Annotated in this window: 19 protein-coding genes, 1 pseudogene and 1 riboswitch; of the genes and pseudogenes, 9 read left to right on the forward strand and 11 right to left on the reverse strand. The window is 74.2% G+C overall.

All coding sequences use genetic code 11. The features are described 5' to 3' along the window. The 3 genes from DKL51_RS30245 to DKL51_RS30255 all read right to left on the reverse strand — a co-directional run. Positions 1–475: hypothetical protein (locus DKL51_RS30245; protein ID WP_221623263.1), on the reverse strand; the 475-nt coding region annotated here is incomplete at its 3' end. Positions 476–482: 7 nt separating this feature from the next. Further along, positions 483–1148, reverse strand: a complete 666-nt coding sequence (locus tag DKL51_RS30250; RefSeq protein ID WP_243420559.1) for a response regulator transcription factor — start codon at positions 1146–1148, stop codon at positions 483–485. A gap of 98 nt (positions 1149–1246) precedes the next feature. Then, the gene (locus DKL51_RS30255; RefSeq protein ID WP_311768092.1) at positions 1247–2197 is read right to left on the reverse strand and encodes a DUF3152 domain-containing protein; all 951 of its coding nucleotides are present in this window, start codon (positions 2195–2197) and stop codon (positions 1247–1249) included. A 94-nt stretch (positions 2198–2291) separates the two neighbouring features. On the opposite strand from DKL51_RS30255, the gene DKL51_RS30260 reads away from it, so the two are divergent. The 3 genes from DKL51_RS30260 to DKL51_RS30270 all read left to right on the forward strand — a co-directional run bounded on the left by DKL51_RS30260 (position 2292) and on the right by DKL51_RS30270 (position 5229). Next, entirely contained in the window at positions 2292–3509 is a 1218-nt protein-coding gene (locus tag DKL51_RS30260) for a DUF2786 domain-containing protein (protein WP_109945317.1), read from the forward strand. 113 nt (positions 3510–3622) lie between these two features. Next, positions 3623–3982 (forward strand): YciI family protein, encoded by a 360-nt coding sequence (locus DKL51_RS30265; RefSeq protein WP_243420976.1) that lies wholly within the window; start codon positions 3623–3625, stop codon positions 3980–3982. Beyond that, positions 3979–5229: an RNA polymerase sigma factor gene (locus DKL51_RS30270; RefSeq protein WP_124812885.1), complete on the forward strand. Its 1251-nt coding sequence runs from the start codon at positions 3979–3981 to the stop codon at positions 5227–5229. The genes DKL51_RS30265 and DKL51_RS30270 overlap by 4 nt, the downstream gene beginning before the upstream one ends. Positions 5230–5248: 19 nt before the next feature. On the opposite strand, the gene DKL51_RS30275 is transcribed toward DKL51_RS30270, so the two are convergent. The 5 genes from DKL51_RS30275 to DKL51_RS30295 all read right to left on the reverse strand — a co-directional run bounded on the left by DKL51_RS30275 (position 5249) and on the right by DKL51_RS30295 (position 9618). Beyond that, positions 5249–5740 (reverse strand): hypothetical protein, encoded by a 492-nt coding sequence (locus tag DKL51_RS30275; protein ID WP_109945314.1) that lies wholly within the window; start codon positions 5738–5740, stop codon positions 5249–5251. Between the two features lie 98 nt (positions 5741–5838). Continuing rightward, positions 5839–6012 carry a CsbD family protein gene (locus tag DKL51_RS30280; protein WP_109945313.1) on the reverse strand — a complete coding sequence of 58 codons (174 nt, stop codon included), beginning with the start codon at positions 6010–6012 and terminating at the stop codon, positions 5839–5841. A 132-nt stretch (positions 6013–6144) separates the two neighbouring features. Beyond that, positions 6145–8400, reverse strand: a complete 2256-nt coding sequence (locus tag DKL51_RS30285; protein WP_124812887.1) for a heavy metal translocating P-type ATPase — start codon at positions 8398–8400, stop codon at positions 6145–6147. A gap of 14 nt (positions 8401–8414) precedes the next feature. Continuing rightward, positions 8415–9374: a DUF8832 domain-containing protein gene (locus DKL51_RS30290; protein ID WP_124812889.1), complete on the reverse strand. Its 960-nt coding sequence runs from the start codon at positions 9372–9374 to the stop codon at positions 8415–8417. A gap of 34 nt (positions 9375–9408) precedes the next feature. Then, entirely contained in the window at positions 9409–9618 is a 210-nt protein-coding gene (locus DKL51_RS30295; RefSeq protein ID WP_109945310.1) for a heavy-metal-associated domain-containing protein, read from the reverse strand. Between the two features lie 153 nt (positions 9619–9771). On the opposite strand from DKL51_RS30295, the gene DKL51_RS30300 reads away from it, so the two are divergent. Together DKL51_RS30300 and DKL51_RS30305 are read left to right on the forward strand one after the other, a co-directional pair. Continuing rightward, on the forward strand, positions 9772–10071 hold the full coding sequence (locus tag DKL51_RS30300) for a metal-sensitive transcriptional regulator (protein WP_109945309.1): 300 nt from the start codon (positions 9772–9774) through the stop codon (positions 10069–10071). A gap of 173 nt (positions 10072–10244) precedes the next feature. Beyond that, a complete protein-coding gene (locus DKL51_RS30305; RefSeq protein ID WP_243421050.1) occupies positions 10245–10430 on the forward strand; it encodes an SHOCT domain-containing protein in 186 nt (61 codons plus the stop codon). Between the two features lie 45 nt (positions 10431–10475). Here the strand turns inward: DKL51_RS30305 and DKL51_RS30310 are convergent, their stop codons facing one another. Beyond that, positions 10476–11120 (reverse strand): DUF305 domain-containing protein, encoded by a 645-nt coding sequence (locus tag DKL51_RS30310; RefSeq protein WP_260428719.1) that lies wholly within the window; start codon positions 11118–11120, stop codon positions 10476–10478. A gap of 85 nt (positions 11121–11205) precedes the next feature. Beyond that, positions 11206–11658 (reverse strand): hypothetical protein, encoded by a 453-nt coding sequence (locus DKL51_RS30315; protein ID WP_124812891.1) that lies wholly within the window; start codon positions 11656–11658, stop codon positions 11206–11208. A gap of 20 nt (positions 11659–11678) precedes the next feature. Between DKL51_RS30315 and DKL51_RS30320 the strand changes: the two are divergent. Together DKL51_RS30320 and DKL51_RS30325 are read left to right on the forward strand one after the other, a co-directional pair. Beyond that, positions 11679–12269 (forward strand): annotated as a pseudogene (locus DKL51_RS30320) (YibE/F family protein); the annotation flags it as partial. Between the two features lie 154 nt (positions 12270–12423). Further along, positions 12424–12554: riboswitch (cyclic di-AMP (ydaO/yuaA leader) on the forward strand. Between the two features lie 5 nt (positions 12555–12559). Continuing rightward, on the forward strand, positions 12560–13579 hold the full coding sequence (locus tag DKL51_RS30325; RefSeq protein ID WP_109966742.1) for a coiled-coil domain-containing protein: 1020 nt from the start codon (positions 12560–12562) through the stop codon (positions 13577–13579). A 75-nt stretch (positions 13580–13654) separates the two neighbouring features. Here DKL51_RS30325 and DKL51_RS30330 read toward each other — a convergent pair whose 3' ends face one another. Next, positions 13655–14332, reverse strand: a complete 678-nt coding sequence (locus tag DKL51_RS30330; protein ID WP_109945305.1) for a carbonic anhydrase — start codon at positions 14330–14332, stop codon at positions 13655–13657. A 205-nt stretch (positions 14333–14537) separates the two neighbouring features. Here DKL51_RS30330 and DKL51_RS30335 point away from each other — a divergent pair, with 205 nt between their 5' ends. Both DKL51_RS30335 and mycP read left to right on the forward strand, forming a co-directional pair. Then, a complete protein-coding gene (locus DKL51_RS30335) occupies positions 14538–14903 on the forward strand; it encodes a helix-turn-helix transcriptional regulator (protein ID WP_109945304.1) in 366 nt (121 codons plus the stop codon). A 65-nt stretch (positions 14904–14968) separates the two neighbouring features. Further along, complete coding sequence (mycP, locus tag DKL51_RS30340; RefSeq protein ID WP_243421048.1) at positions 14969–16204, forward strand: type VII secretion-associated serine protease mycosin; 1236 nt, start codon at positions 14969–14971, stop codon at positions 16202–16204. Positions 16205–16407 lie beyond the last annotated feature (203 nt).

Genomic DNA, 16407 nt, shown 5'->3' on the forward strand with positions numbered 1-16407 from the left:
GGGCCCCGGCCAGGCCGGCCAACTCGGCCACGAGCAGGGCGACGGCGAGCTGCCCCTGCTGGCGACGCAGCGGGCGCAGGTCGGCGGCGACCACCCACCGGCTGCCGTCCGTCCGTTGGGCGACCAGTACCCGCAACGGCCGGTCGTCGCCCGCCGTGGTGTCGAAGCGGCCCGGCCGCCGCCGCACCGCCTCGTCGAGGACCCGTACCAGCGCCGGTGACGCGCTCGGGGTCACCTCGGGAGCGGCGGCGTCCCGGCCCGGACGCTGCCGGGCGAGGAACTGGCCGGGCGGCGGGTCGTCCACGTCCTCCGCCATGGTCAACACCTGGGTGAGCTCGGCGTCGACCGCCCGCGACTCCTGACGGCTGGTCAGCACAAACATCAACGCGCCGACCAGCAGCAGGACGATCCCGATCGCCCCGGCCGTCTGGGCGACGCTGCGCCGGCGGGCACGGGTCAGCCGGGCCTCGTCCACGGCCGCCTCAGCCCGCGCCGAGCCGGTAGCCCAGCCCGTGCACGGTACGGACGGCGTCCCGGCCCAGCTTGCGGCGGAGGTGGTGGACGCAGGCGTCGACCGTGCCCGGCGCGTCCGCGTGCTCGAACGCAGCGCTGAGCAGCTCGCCGCGGGTGAAGACCTTCGTCGGTCGGCCGGCCAGGGCGTGCAGCACGGCGAACTCGCGGGCCGACAGCGGGATCTCCTCGGCACCATCGAGCACCCGGCGGTTGTCCACGTCCAGCCGGCGCCGGCCCAGCGGCAGCCAGCCCGCCGCGTCCGGGTGCCGCCGGCGCAGCGCGCGGAGCCGGGCCAGCAGCTCGGCCACCTCGAAGGGCTTGACCAGGTAGTCCTCGGCGCCGGCGTCCAGTCCTGCCACCCGGTCCTGGACCGCGCCCCGCGCGGTGAGCAGCAGGACGGGGCAGGTCACGCCACGTGCGCGCAGCCGGGTGACCAGCTCCAGCCCGTCCAGCACGGGCAGGCCGCGGTCGACCACCATGAGCTCGTAGTCGCGGGTCAGCGCGTGGTGCAGGCCACTGTGCCCGTCGTTGGTTACGTCGACCCGATACCCCTCCTCGTCGAGGAGGTCGGCGAGCAGGCCGGTGAGCGCACGGTCGTCCTCGACCAGCAGCAGGCGGGGCCGGGTGCTCTCCACCCGCCCAGTATTCACCCGGTCACCGGACGGGCCGGTCGGCCGGGGTCGGCCGAAGGGGACCCGGCAGGAGCCACCGGGCCCACGGGCCGAGTCGCGGCTCAGTCCTCGGCGGGGATGGGGTCGTCGTACTGGCCGGGCGGGCCGCTGTGCAGCACGCCGTCCACCTCCGGCCAGGCGTTCGGCGCGCACCCGTGCAGGCCGAGCGTCTGCTGCTGCATCACCGGGGCGGGCCCGCCGGCCTGCGGGCACAGTTCGTGGTTCCGGCCCAGCCGGTGGCCGACCTCGTGGTTGAGCAGGTACTGACGGTAGTGGTCGAGATCGGGGAACTGCGGCACGCCGTGCACCCACCGGGCCACGTTGATCACCACGTCGTCGCCGTTACGGCAGGAGGTGTAGTGGTCGGTGGTGTCAGCGCAGAGCTCGCCCCGGGTGACCGGGGTGGTCAGCAGCACGGTGAAATCGGCGGGGCCGTCCGGGCCCACCCGTTGCAGTCGCCACTCGCCGCCGCCGGTCCAGCCGCGCGGGTCGGCCAGGGTCACCGCCACCTCCCGGCCGAAGCGTTCCACGTCGACGCCCTCGATGCCCTCCTCGACCGCGACCCGGTAGCGGAGCAGTTGGCCCCTCCGGCCGGCCACCGTGCCCCGGGCCGTGGCGGTGCGGAAGCTGCCCGTACCCCGGGGCGGGTAGGTGAGGGCCGGCGTGGTGCGGCTCGGGACGGGTATCGGGGCACGGGGCGGCGTACCCGACGGGCGGGCGGAGGCCGGGCCGGCCGACCGGGCAACCGCCGCGATCAGCAGCTCCGGACCGCCGCGCCGGGCGGCGTACCCGCCGGCGGCCAGCCCGACCACGACCACCAGCGCCAGCAGGGTCAGCGGGCCGGGGCGGGACGCCCGGCGTCGCCGGTGCAGCCCGCTGTCCCGCCCGGTACGCCCGCCCACATCGATCTCCGTCCGTCGCGCCGCCCCCGATCCAGCGAGGAGTACGGACGACGGACGCGGATGGTTGACCGGCAGCGGGGAATCCTCGGCGGCCGGGGTGAGGGCGGTCACCAGTCGCGGGGACGGGTACGCCGGTACCGTTCCGGACGGGTCGGCGCCCGGACGGTCGCCGCGGCGGAACGACCATCGAGGAGGGGACCGACCCGTGCCGAACGCCGAGGACCTGGTCACCGACGCTCTCGCGGCGGCGCGCGGCACCGACGTACGCGAGGCGGAGCGGGCGCTGGACCGGCTGGTGGTCGGTGCCGGACCGGCGGTGGACGCGGCCCTCCTCGCCCACCTGGTACGCGCCGTGGGCCGTCTCTGGCCGCGCGGCTGGCAGCCGGTCGACCTGGACCGAATCGCCACCCGGCGGCTCGACCCGCGCGCCGCCCGGCTGGTCCGCCACGCGGCCGGGGGCCAGCGACGCCACCAGCCCGACCCGGTACCGCAGTGGTTCGACGACCAGCTCCGGGAGTTGGGCGCGCGGTGGGACGACGACGCCGACTGGCTCAGCCGGTGGGCGGCCGGCGAAGGGGTGGACCGGATCACCGCCCTGCGGGACGCGGTGGACGCCCTCGCCCTGGTCGAAGGGCTGCCGCCGATCGCGGTGCTCCGCCCGCCGCCCGGCGCTTCCGCCGCCGCACCGCGGGTCACCCCGCCCGCCTCCGGCTCGCGAATGCTGGACCGGGTCCGGGCGCTGCTGGCCAAGGCGGAGTCGACGACCTTCCCCGCCGAGGCGGAGGCGCTGACCGGCAAGGCGCAGGAGCTGATGGCCCGGCACAGCATCGACGCGGCGCTGCTCGACGCGTCCGCCGAGCGACCGGACCAGCCGGGCGGGATTCGGTTGAGCACCGACGCCCCGTACGCGGCGGCGAAGGCGCTGCTGGTGCAGGAGGTGGCTGCGGCCAACCGGTGCGAGTCGGTCTGGTCCGACGACCTCGGCTTCGCCACCGTGCTCGGCTTCCCGGCCGACCTGGCGGCGGTCGAGCTGCTGCACACGTCGCTGCTGGTGCAGGCCACCGCCGCGATGCTGCGCGGGCGGGGCGAGCGGCGGGCGAGGGCGAGCAGCCGGCGCACCCGCGGCTACGACGAGTCGTTCCTGAACGCGTTCGCGCTGCGGATCGGCGAGCGCCTCCGGGCGGCCAGCGAGGCGGCGAGCCGGGTGGCCGCCGAGGAGCGGGGCGGCGAGCGGCTGCTGCCGGTGCTCGCCGCCCGGTCCGGCGCGGTCCGGGAACGGCTGGACACCCTCTTCCCCGGGGTCACCCGGGCCCGGCTGACCGTTCGGGACGAGGAGGGGTGGACCTCCGGCACCTCGGCCGCCGACCGGGCCTCCCTCGACGTCGGCGCTCCGGCTCGCAAGCCGGTACGCCGGGGCCGCTGACCCTTTTTCGAGATTCTTCGCGGGAGGATGTCGGGAACGGCGCCTCGGCTCCGACCCCTTGCCGAGAGGCGCCACAGCCGTGGCCCGTACGCGAGGAGCGCACCGTGAAGTACATGCTGCTGATCTGGAACCGGCCCGGCTTCGTCGAGGAGCTCTCCGAGCAGGAGCGGAACGCCATCTTCGGCGAGGTCGACGAGATCATGAAGGAGCTGACCAAGTCCGGCGAGCTGGTCGGCGGGCAGGCGCTGGCCGACCCGTCGCAGACCCGGACGGTCCGGTCGGTCGGCGGTCGCGCGGAGATCACCGACGGGCCGTTCATGGAGAGCAAGGAGCAGTTCGCCGGCTATCTGATGGTCGACTGCGAGAGCCCGGAGCGGGCCGCGGAGATCGCCGCGAACTGGCCGGACGTGCGGCGGGGCTTCGGGGTGCTGGAGGTGCGGCCGGTCATGGACGAGGCCGGGACGGAGATGTGACGACCCTCCACCGGGACGCCGAGGACCTGCTGCGCACCCTGGCGCCGCAGGTCCTCGGCGTCCTCGTGCGCCGGCACGGCCAGTTCTACGCCTGCGAGGACGCGGTGCAGGAGGCGCTGCTCGCGGCCGCCGTGCAGTGGCCGGAGCAGGGCGTACCGGAGCATCCCCGGTCGTGGCTGGTCACCGTGGCGACCCGCCGGCTGACCGACGAGTGGCGCAGCGAGCGGGCCCGCCGGGACCGCGAGGTGGCGGTGGCGGTCCGGGAGCCCGCGTACGCGGCGGTGGCTCCGCCGGCCGACGAGGAGCCGCCGGCCGAGGACGACACGTTGAAGCTGCTCTTCCTCTGCTGCCATCCGGCGCTGACCGTCTCCGCACAGGTGGCGCTGACCCTGCGCGCGGTCGGCGGGCTGAGCACCGCGCAGATCGCCCGGGCGTACCTGGTGCCGGAGGCGACGATGAGCCAGCGGATCCGTCGGGCAAAGCAGCGGGTCGAGGCGGCTGGCGCCCGTTTCGTCCTGCCCTCGCCCGCCGACCGCGACGAGCGGCTCGGTGCCGTGCTGCACGTGCTCTACCTGGTCTTCAACGAGGGCTACACCGCCTCCAGCGGACCGGACCTGCACCGCGCGGAGCTGATCGGGGAGGCGATCCGGCTGGCCCGAGAGCTGCACCGGCTGCTCCCCGACGACGGCGAGGTCAGCGGCCTGCTGGCGCTGATGCTGCTCACCGACGCGCACCGGGCCGCCCGGACCGGGCCGACCGGCGAGCTGGTGCCGCTGGCCGAGCAGGACCGCAGCCGGTGGGACCGGGCCGCCATCGAGGAGGGGATCGCGCTGGTCACCGACGCGCTGACCTGGTCGCCGCCGGGGCCGTACCAGCTTCAGGCGGCGATCGCCGCGGTGCACGCCGAGGCGCCGTCGGCGGCGGAGACCGACTGGCGGCAGATCGTGGCGCTGTACCGGCTGCTGGCCCGGATCGCACCGAACCCGATGGTCACCCTGAACCAGGCGGCGGCGGTGGCCATGGTGGACGGCCCGCGCGCCGGGCTCGCCATGTTGGCGCCGCTGGACTCCGACGAGCGGACGGCGGCGCACCACCGCCTCGCCGCCGTCCGCGCCCACCTGCTGGAGCTGGCCGGCGAGCGGGAGGCGGCGCGGGCCGCGTACCTGGCCGCCGCCCGGGGCACCACGAGCCTGCCGGAGCGGCGTTATCTGGAGGTACGCGCCGGCCGGCTGGCGACCGACCGATGAGTTCGCGCGCCGGCCATGCTCAGACCCGGCACTCCCGGGTCAGCCGCGGGGGGATGTCGACGAAGGTCGAGCTGAGCCACTTCACCGGGTTGTCCGACCTGGCGCCGGCGTCGATGCGGGTCGCCGTGTCGGCGATCAGCGCCTTGATCTCCGGGTCCTGCGCCCGGGCGGCCTGGGCCCGTACGTCGTCGGCGAGGTCGGCCAGGTTGCCCTTGAGTTGGCCGTTGATCTGCTCCGGGGTCAGCTTCCGCCGGGTGGCCTCGGTGGAGTCGGCGGCGATCTCCCGGCTGCCGGCGATGATCAGCTTGTCGACGGCGGCGCAGACGGCGGCGGTGTTGGCCGCGGTCACCGGGGACGGCGAGGCGGTCGGGCCGGCCTCGGCGGAGGCGCTCGGGGCGGCAGCGGTCGTGCCGGTCGGCGCGGCGCTCTCCTCACCCGTGGCCTGGCAGCCCGCGCCGAGCGCGGTCAGGGTCACCAGGGCGGCGGCCCGGATCGCGGTGGTGGTCGTCATCGTTCTCCCGTACGGTCGTCGGCCGTCGACGGACGGCCCTGATCGGCGCACAGCCCGCCGGGCCGGCAATGCCGGCCCGGCGGGGCGCAGGTCGTACGTCAGCTCTTGAAGGCGTCCTTGACCTTCTCGCCGGCCTGCTTGAGGTTGGCGCTGGCCTGGTCGTTGCGACCCTCGGCCTCGAGCCGCTCGTCGTCGGTGGCCCGGCCGACGCCTTCCTTGACCTTGCCGGCCGTGTTCTCGGTCGCGTTGTCAATTTTGTCGTCGATACCCATCGGAACCTCCACTCAGCGTATCGGTACGAGATGGATGTACCCCTCCGCCCGATTGCTCAACCGTCCGTCACCACCGGCGACCCCCGACGACGCCGCCGGTGGCGGATCGCGGACCGGCGGCGTCGTCGCTGCTCAGGCGACCGGCCGGAAGCGGCGCAGCCGCAGGCTGTTGGCCACCACGAAGACCGACGAGAACGCCATCGCGGCGCCCGCGATCATCGGGTTGAGCAGCCCGGCGGCGGCCAGCGGCAGGGCGGCCACGTTGTAGGCGAAGGCCCAGAACAGGTTGCCCTTGATGATCCCCAGGGTCCGCCGGGAGAGCCGGATGGCGTCCACGGCGGCCATCAGGTCGCCCCGGACCAGGGTCAGGTCGGACGCCTCGATCGCCACGTCGGTGCCGGTGCCCATGGCCAGGCCGAGGTCGGCCTGGGCCAGCGCGGCGGCGTCGTTGATGCCGTCGCCGACCATCGCCACCGTCCGCCCCTCGCCCTGGAGGCGCTTCACGACGTCCACCTTGTCGGCCGGCAGCACCTCGGCGATCACCTCGGCGATGCCGACCTCGGCGGCCACCGCCCGGGCGACCGTGGCGTTGTCGCCGGTGAGCAGCACCGGGGTGAGCCCCAGCTCGCGCAGCCGGGTCACCGCGGCCCGGCTGGTCGGCTTGACCACGTCGGCCACCGCGAGGACGCCCCGGGCCCGGCCGTCCCAGCCGGCCAGCACCGCCGTCCGTCCGGCGCCCTCCGCGTCGGTCACCGCCCGCGCGACCTCCTCCGGTACGTCCAACCCGCGTTCCCGCAGCAGCCGCAGCCGGCCGACCACCAGGTCCCGGCCGTCCACCGACCCGGTGACGCCGAGCCCTTCGACGTTGGCGAAGCCGGTGACCGTCGGCAGGGTGCCCGCCTCCGCCGCGCCGGCCGCGATCGCCTGGGCGATCGGGTGCTCGCTGGCAGCCTCCAGCGCGCCGGCCAGCCGGAACAACTCGTCGGCGTCCTGGTCGGCGGCGGGAAGCACGTCGACCAGCGTCATCTTCCCGGTGGTCACGGTGCCGGTCTTGTCCAGCACCACGGTGTCCACCTGGCGGGTGGACTCCAGCACCTCCGGCCCCTTGATCAGGATGCCGAGCTGGGCGCCCCGGCCGGTGCCGACCAGCAGCGCGGTCGGGGTGGCCAGGCCGAGGGCGCAGGGGCAGGCGATGATCAGTACGGCCACCGCGGCGGTGAACGCGGCGGTCGGCCCCGCACCGGCGCCGAGCCACCAGCCGAGCGTGCCGGCGGCGAGGGCGATCACGATCGGTACGAAGACCCCGGAGATCCGGTCGGCGAGCCGCTGGACGGCCGCCTTGCCGGTCTGCGCCGCCTCGACCAGCTTCCCCATCTGGGCGAGCTGGGTGTCCCCGCCGATCCGGGTGGCCCGGACGACCAGCCGGCCGCCCGCGTTGACGGTCGCGCCGACGACGGTGTCGCCCGGCCCGACCTCGACCGGTACCGACTCTCCGGTGAGCATGCTGGCGTCGACCGCCGAGGTGCCGTCGGCGACCACGCCGTCGGTGGCGACCTTCTCGCCGGGGCGGACCACGAACCGGTCTCCCACCACGAGCTGGTCCACCGGGATGCGGGTCTCCTGCCCGCCGCGGAGCACCGCGACGTCCTTGGCGCCCAGTTCCAGCAGGGCGCGCAGGGCGGCGCCGGCGGTCCGCTTGGAGCGGGCCTCGAAGTAGCGGCCGGCGAGGATGAACACGGTCACCCCGGCCGCCGCCTCCAGGTAGATGTTGCCGGCCCCGTCGGTACGGGTGATGTCGAACCGGAACGGGTGGGTCATCCCCGGCATCCCGGCGTCGCCGAGGAAGAGCGCCCAGAGCGACCAGCCGAACGCGGCCAGCGTGCCGAGCGACACCAGGGTGTCCATCGTGGCGGCGCCGTGCCGCAGGTTGATCCAGGCGGCCCGGTGGAACGGCAGCCCGCCGTAGACCACGACCGGGGCGGCCAGGGTCAGCGACAGCCACTGCCAGTAGTCGAACTGCCAGGCCGGCACCATCGCCAGCAGGATCACCGGTACGGCCAGCGCCACCGACACCCACAGCCGGGTCCGCAGGCCGCGCAGCTCGTCCACCGGCTCGGCGGCGGGTTCCGTGCCGGCCGGCGTGGGCGGAGGCGGCAGGACGGCCGTGTAGCCGGTCTTCTCGACCGTGGCGATCAGGTCGTCCGGGGTGACCTCGTCGGCGTACCGGACGGTGGCCTTCTCGGTGGCGTAGTTGACCGTGGCCTGGACGCCCTCCATCCGGTTGAGCTTCTTCTCGATCCGGGCGGCGCAGGAGGCGCAGGTCATGCCGCCGATCGCGAGTTCGATCTGGTTCGGCGCGACCGGCAGGGACTTGGCGGTCGATGTCATCGCTGCACCTCCTGTCAATTGTGCCCGTGACCGGGTTCGCCGTGCCCGGCGTCCACGGTCGGTGCGGTGGTGGGGGCCGGCGGGCTGGTCGCCGGTGCGCCGGGTTCGCCGGTCACGACGGTGAACTCGGCGGTGTGCACCGCGTCGCCGTGCCGGAAGTCCAGGTAGAGGCGGTAGCTGCCGGCCGAGGGGATTTCGGTCGCGAATCGGATCTCCGGCCCGGCGGGGGTGCGCCCGTCACCGGGCGCGCCATCCGGGTGGACGTGCAGGTACGCCAGGTCACCCTGCCGCAGCGCCACCAGGTGCCCGTACGCCCCGAGGTAGGGCTGCAGGTCGGTGACCGGCTTCCCGTCCCGGCTGACGGTCAGGGTCAGCTCGGCGGTGCGGCCGGGCTGCGGGGTGCCGGCGAGGGTGACCGTGTAGCCGTCGACGGTGGTGCTGGTGGCGGGGGCCGGCAGCGGCCGGGCCTCCAGCGCACCGGGGACGGTGACGTCGACCCCGAGGGTCAGCGCCTCCCCGCCGGACGGCGTGAAGTCGGCGAACGCGCGCCAGACGCCGGGGCCGGCGAGCGGCGAGGCCACCCGCCAGGTGCCGTCGGCGGCCAGCTCCGGGTGCACGTGCCGGAAGCCGGAGAGGTCGCGGCGGGCGACGATCAGGTGCATCTGCTTGTCGTGCGCCACGTCGTAGCGGGTGACCGGCCGGCCGTCGGGGCCGGTGATCCGGAAGGCGAATTCGCCGGCCGGGGCGGTCACCGGTTGCATCGTGTAGCCGCGGTCGGAGACGAGGAGTCCGCCGGGCAGGTGGGTGGCGGGGCCGGCGGAGTGGTCAGCGCCGGCGTGGCGGGCGTCGGTGGCGTCGTGGCGGGCCTCGGCGGCGGGGGTGACGGGGCCGGCCACCTGGCCGACCCCGTACGCCGCGCCGAACACCGCCGCGAGGCCGAGGGCGAAGCCGCTCAGCTTCGTCGCCGTGTTCATCGTGGTACCTCGGTTCTTCGGGTCGGGGGACCCGTCACGCCCCGACGAGGTCGTACCCGGCCTCGTCAACGGCGGCGCGCACGGTGTCCGTGTCCAACGGGCTCTCGCTGGTGACGGTGACCTGGCCGGAGGTCAGGTCGACCTGGACGTCCTTGACGCCCGGGAGCGCGCCGACCTCGGCGCTCACCGAGTTGACGCAGTGCCCGCAGGTCATGCCCTGCACCTGGTACGTGGTGGTGACCATCGCAACTCCCCTCTCGTCATCCCGACCTTATACCCCCAGGGGGTAGCAGGACGAGAGACCTCTGCCACTGTCGCGGTACTGTTACCCCGTGGGGGTATCAGCCCGCTACCAGGACCGTACCATACCCCCGAGGGGTACGCTATCCTGGACGTCATGACCACACCGACGACCCCGACCCGGGGCTACACCGCCAGCAAGGACCAGCTGCTCGCGCGGCTCCGCCGTATCGAGGGCCAGGTCCGTGGCATCGAGAAGATGGTCGAGGACGACCGCTACTGCATCGACGTGCTGACTCAGATCTCCGCCATCCAGGCCGCCCTCGACAAGGTCGGCCTCGGCCTGCTCGACGGCCACGCCCGGCACTGCATGCACGAGGGCGCCGCCGAGGGGCGCGCCGACGAGATGGCGACCGAGATGATGGCCGCCGTCGGTCGGCTGATGAAGCGCGGCTGACCGGGACCTTCGGCCCCGTACGTCAGGCCGCGCGACCCGGCGCCGCCGTCCGGCACGACCGTAGCGTCGGAGCTGGCGACCGGGACCGGCGCTTCAGGAGCACCGGACCGGCCGACCCTCGGTACGGACGGGAGGGCGGCCACATGATGTGGAACGGCCCGATGATGGGCTGGATGTGGATCTGGTCCCTGCTGGTGCTGGCCGTGCTGGTGGCCCTGGTCTGGCTGACGGTCCGACTGGCCGGTGGCCACCTGGCCGGACCCTCGGCCTCCTCCGCGCGGAAGATCCTCGACGAGCGGTACGCCCGTGGCGAGGTCGACGAGGAGGAGTACCGCCGTCGCCGCACCGGGCTGCAGTGACACCGGACGCCCGGGCCCGCCTCGCGGACCCGGGCGTCGCGGCCGTCAGAGCCGGTCCAGGATCTTCTTCATGGTGTCGATCTCGCCCTGCTGAGCCGTGATGATCTGCTGAGCGAGCGCATTCGCGTCCGCGTTGACGCCCTTGGCCACCTCGTCCTTCGCCATGGTGATCGCGCCCTCGTGGTGGGCGATCATCATGGTCAGGAACTGCCGGTCGAAGTCGGTGCCGGACGTCGCCGCCAGCTTGGCCAGGTCCGCGTCGGACATCATCCCCGGCATGCCGTGGTCCATCCCCGGCATGCTCGTGCCGTGACCGGCGCTCGCCGACGGGGCGGGCATGCCCCAGCCGGTGAGCCAGCCGGTCATGGTGGCGATCTCCGGCGCCTGGGCGGCCTTGATCTGTCCGGCCAGCTTCTTCACCTCCGGGTCGGCGGCCCGGGTCTCGGCCAGCTCGGCCATCTGCACGGCCTGCTGGTGGTGCGGGATCATCATCTGGGCGAACATGACGTCGGCCTGGCCGAAGGAGGCGGAGGCGCCCGCGGACGGCGCGCCGGTGCCGCCCATGCCCGGCATGCCGTGACCCGAGCCGGACGTCGAGTGGTCGGCGCCGCCACAGGCGGCGAGGGTGAGCGCGGCGACGGTCGTCACGCCGGCCAGGGCGGCGCGACGCGCGATGGTACGAATGAACACGTAAAAGACCTTTCGGGTGTCGGAACGTACGCAGCGGAAACCGGACGCGGGTCACCGGCGGACCGGTCCACCCGCGTGGGACGTCCTATCTGCGCAGCACCGACGCCGCCGCGAGGCGCAGTCCGAACGGCCGGGGCGGCGGGGAGCGCGGCCCCGACGTGAGCCCGGGCGCACCTCGGGCGGCCGGCCCGGCGACCCGCGACCCGGCCCCGAGCAGTACGGCGACGAGCAGCGCCACCGCGAACGCGCCGAGCACGGCCAGGCAGACGGCCCAGCCGGGCAGGTGACCGCCCAGCTCGCCCAGGGGCAGCGCCACGACGTGCCCGCAGTCGCCGGCCGGACAGTCGTCGACCATGCCGACCAGCGCCGCGACCGGCGCCACGGCGCCGTGCGCCGAGGTGGAATGAGCGGCCGGGTGGGAGCGGGCGGCGTGCGCGCCGTGGCCGAGGGTGTGCATGGCGGCCAGGCCGACCAGGGTGCAGCAGAGCAGCAGCAGCCGGAGCCACCGCCCGGTCGCCACCGCCGCCTGCGCACGCACGACCACCACGCTAGCGTGCGTTCGGCAGCGAGGATGCCACCACCCTGTCGATGTTCCAGCGCGACGTCGACCTGCACGGGCTGCTGCTGGCCGGGATCATCATCGGCTCGCTGGGCGTGCTGGACGACGTGACCGTCACCCAGGCGGCCACCGTCACCGAACTGGCGCACGCCAACCCGGGGCTGTCCCGGATGCAGCTCTACCGGGCGGCGACCCGGGTCGGCCGGGCGCACATCGCCTCCACGGTCAACACCATCGTGCTGGCGTACGCGGGCGCCTCGCTGCCCCTGCTGCTCCTGCTCGTCGCCGACTCACGGGCGGTGAGCGAGACCCTCACCAGCGAGTTCATGGCCCAGGAGATCGTCCCCAGCGCGGTGGCGACGCTCGGCCTGATCGCTGCCGTACCGCTCACCACCGGCTTGGCCGCCGTGGTGACCAGCGCCGGACGCGGGCGGCCCGGGGCCGGCCGGCCGACCGCCCCGGCCACCCGACCCCCCTCGGACCGGGACGCGGCGTTGGCAGCGTTGAGCGCCCCGCGCACCGGCAGCCCGTCCCCGCACACCGCGTCCGGGTGGGCGGGTCAGGAAAGGAGTACGGACGAGGCATGGTGACACTCCGGAGCGTGACGGCTCGCGGCAAACGCGATGCTGGTCACGCAGGGTCCTGGCGAAATAACGCCATTGGTCGGCTTCCGGACGTAGCTCACCGGGAGGACTCTCCGGTAACCTCGCTGCCGGTCACCGCTGAAGGCGCGCACCGGCGCCTGCGGTGCCGCCGCCCAATCGCCGTACGGCGAGCCGGGGACCCAGGTCCATGGGGTGAATCCGCGACAGCGGTAGGGGCCACTTCCGTCCCGAACCCGTCAGCTAACCCGGTCGGCGGTCGACGGAAGGGAAGTTTGTTGACGGCACCCTTGCGCCGCTGGTTGACACCCGTGGTGGCCGTGCTGGCCGCCCTCGCCATCGTCACCGGCCCCACTCCGGCGGCCGCGGCACCCTCGACGCCCACCCCCTCCGGGCATGAGGAGGACGGCGACCCGCCGCTCATCACCGACGTCATCGAGGCCGCGAACCGCGGCTACCTCCAGGCGAAGGCGAAGCTGGAGAAGTCGAAGAAGCGCCAGCTTCAACTCGCCATGGAGGTACGCCGGGCGGAGGGCGACCTGGCGGCGCTGCAACCGCAGGTGGCCCAGATCGCCACGCAGTCGTACCGCACCGGCCGGGTGGGCCCGGCGACCATGCTGCTGGGCAGTGCCACTCCGGATTCGTTCGTCCGGCGCGCCTTCGCGCTCGACGAGCTGAACATGGTCAACGCGCAGAAGCTCGCCGAGGTGCACCAGGCCAAGACCCGCGCCGAGCAGGCCAAGCTGGCGGTCGAGGCCGAGCTGCGCGAGCAGCAGAAGCTCACCAACGAGATGGCCCGCAAGAAGCGCGACGCGGAGAAGGATCTCGCCCTGGTCGGGGGCTTGGGCTTCACCGCCGGTCTGGTCTCGGCCACCTCGCCGGTCGCCCGGATCGGCCCCGGCCGGACCGCGGACGGGGACTGGAAGCCCGAGTCGTGCAGCGAGAACGACCCCACCACCTCCGGCTGCATCACCCCGCGGACCCTGCACGCGTACAAGGAGGTCCGGCGGGCCGGCTTCAACCGCTTCGCCGGCTGCTACCGCCCAGGCGGGCCGTGGGAGCACCCCAAGGGCCGGGCCTGCGACTGGTCGCTGCAGAAGAGCGGGTTCGCCCCCTGGCACAACAACGACACTCGGATGTACGGCAACAACGTCGCGGCCTTCCTGATCCGCAACGCCGACCGGCTCGGCATCTACTACGTGATCTGGAATCGGCAGATCTGGTTCCCGGCGACCGGCTGGAAGTCCTACAGCGGGCCGTCGAACCATACGGACCACGTGCACATGTCGCTGCTCTGACCGACGACGTACCGGCGAAGAAGGGGCCGTCCCGCGACCACGCGGGACGGCCCCTTTCGTCGGGGAAGCGGGCGGTCAGGCGGTGACGGCGGTGGCGGCGGATCCGGCCGGCGCCACCGGGCCGGGCACGGTCGCCGTCGACCCGCCGGCCGGCACGGCGGCCACCGTCCGCACCTCACCGGCGCTCAGCCGGTACGACACGCCGACCACCGCGCACCGCCCGGCGGCCACCTGCTCGGCGAGCACGGTGGAGTTCGCCAGCAGGGCCGCCACGGTCTGCGCGATGTGGATGTCGACGATGTCGTTGATCTCCGTGACGCCCCGGTCGGCGGCCAGCCGCAGGCTGGGCACCACGGCGTCCACCACGGCACCGAGATGACCGGGGGGCGGGGTGCCGGTGGTGACGGCGTCGCGGGCGGCCTGCACCGCCCCGCAGGAGTCGTGCCCGAGGACCACCACCAGCGGCGTGCCGAGCACCGTCACGGCGTACTCGACGCTGCCGAGCACCTCCGGGCCGACGGTGTGCCCGGCGGTCCGGACCACGAAGAGGTCACCGAGACCGCGGTCGAAGATGATCTCCGCGGCGAGGCGGGAATCGGAACAGCCGACGATCACCGCGAACGGATGCTGCCCGTCGGCGACCGCCGCCCGGTGCCCGGCGTCCTGATTGGGATGGCGGGGCACGCCGGTGACGAACCGCCGGTTTCCGGCGTGCAGCTCGGCAAGCGCCTGCTCTGGAGTGGTCGGGGTCATCCCCTCACCTCGTCCCTCGCGCGAAGAGCCTGGTCGACCGGCCGGCGACGGAGACGGCCTCGGCACCCACCGTCACACGCAGCCAAAGGCACGTCAAGGTATACGTGATACGCATTTCATACGTTCGCCGCCTCTTGACCGGCGGCCCGATCCGATTCTCAGGCGGGCGAGGGCAGGGCCGAAAACCCGAACGGCGGGTCATACGATGGCGGGCATGGCGACGACAGCAGGCGAGAACGGGAGCGGCCGGAACTGGACGTTCCTCACCAACCACGGACACGTGCTGCTCGCCATCGCCCGTAACCCGACCGCCCGGCTGCGCGACGTCGCGGACGAGGTCGGGGTGACCGAACGGGCCGCTCAGGCGATCGTCGCCGACCTGGAGGCCGGCGGCTACCTGCGCCGCACCCGGGTGGGCCGGCGCAACGAGTACACGATCAACCCGAGCGGCCACTTCCGCCACCCGGCGGAGGCCGACCAGCAGGTCGGTGCGCTGCTCGCCCTGTTCACCGCCGAGGCGGACACCAACTCCGTCGACCAGCCGGCGAGCAACTCCGCCGCCGAGGTCTGAGCCACCCGGCGGTCACGGGCGCTCCCCTCACCGCACGGTGGGCGCGCCGACGGTAATCTCACCGCGTGCGCGCCAGCTTGCGACCGGACGGGACGACGGTGAACTCCCGTTCCGCCAACCGGTTCCGGTCCGTCCTCTGTGGAGTCGCCGCCGCGCTGCTCGGCACCGTCCTGGTGGTACCGGCACCCGCCTCGGCGGCACCGAAGTGCGGCCGGCCGGGCGGTCCCGCCCCGACCGAGGTTCCTTGGGCGCTGGACCGGCTCGACCCGGCGTCCGCCTGGCGGATCACCAAGGGCCGGGGCGTCACGGTGGCCGTCATCGACTCCGGCGTCTCCGCCACCCACCCACTGCTCAAGGGGCGCGTCCTGCCCGGTGCCGACTTCAACGGCCTGCCCGGCCGGCAGGGCCAGTGCGACCAGGCCGGTCACGGCACGATCGTGGCGGGCATCATCGCCGGGCAGGAGGGCACCGGGGCCCCGTACACCGGCATCGCTCCCGAGTCCCGGATCCTGCCGCTGCGCGTGCTCGCCAGCACCGAGCGCACCACCGACGACGCGCTCCCCGGCCAGATCGGCCAGGCCATCCGGTGGGCCGCCGACCACGGTGCGGACGTCATCAACCTCTCCCTGGTGACCCTGGACCGGCCGGAGCTCAAGGACGCCATCGACTACGCCCTCGACAAGCGGGTGATCGTGGTCGCCGCCGCCGGCAATCGCCAGGAGAACCAGCAGGACCAGCCGGCGTACCCGGCCGCCTATCCCGGGGTGATCGCCGTCGCCGGGGTCGACGAGAAGGGCGGCCACGTCGGCAGTTCGGTCGCCGGTGACTACGTCGACGTCGCCGCTCCCGGGCTGAACATCCTCGGTCCGGCGCCGCAGGGCTCCGGGTACCTCGCCGAGCCGCAGGGCGGCACCAGTTTCGCCGCCGCGTACGTCTCCGGGGTGGCCGCGCTGGTCCGCGCCGCCCACCCCGACCTCACCCCGAAGGACGTCGCCTACCGGCTGACCCGGACGGCGGACAACCCGCCCGACGGGCACAACGCCGAGGTCGGATACGGGGTGGTCAACCCGTACCGGGCGGTGACGAGCCTGCTGGGGACGCGGACCGACGCGCCGCTCGCTGCGATGGCGGTGCCGGTCAGGCCGGCCGACCCACTGGGCTGGCAGCGGACCGTGGCGATCTGGGTGGCCGCGGTCGGCGCGCTGCTGGCCGGGATTCTGCTGGCGGTCCGACCCGTCCTGGCCCTCGGTCGCCGGCGCGGCTGGCGGCCGGGGCGCCGCTCCGACCCACTCGACCTCTGACCCGCCGCCGGAGCGCCGCCCACGCCACGTGTGGACGGCGCTCCGGCGGTGGTCAGCGCAGGATGCCGGGCGTGCCGCCGCCGTCCGCGCCCCAGATGTCCTCGTCCTCCTCCAGCCAGCTGTTGCGCGGCGCGTCCTCGTCGCCGTACCCGGCGCCGCCGCCGTGGCCCATGCCGGCCATCCCGCCGCGGGCACCGGCACCC

The sequence above is a fragment of the Micromonospora globispora genome (assembly GCF_003857015.1).
GTDB lineage: Bacteria > Actinomycetota > Actinomycetes > Mycobacteriales > Micromonosporaceae > Micromonospora > Micromonospora globispora.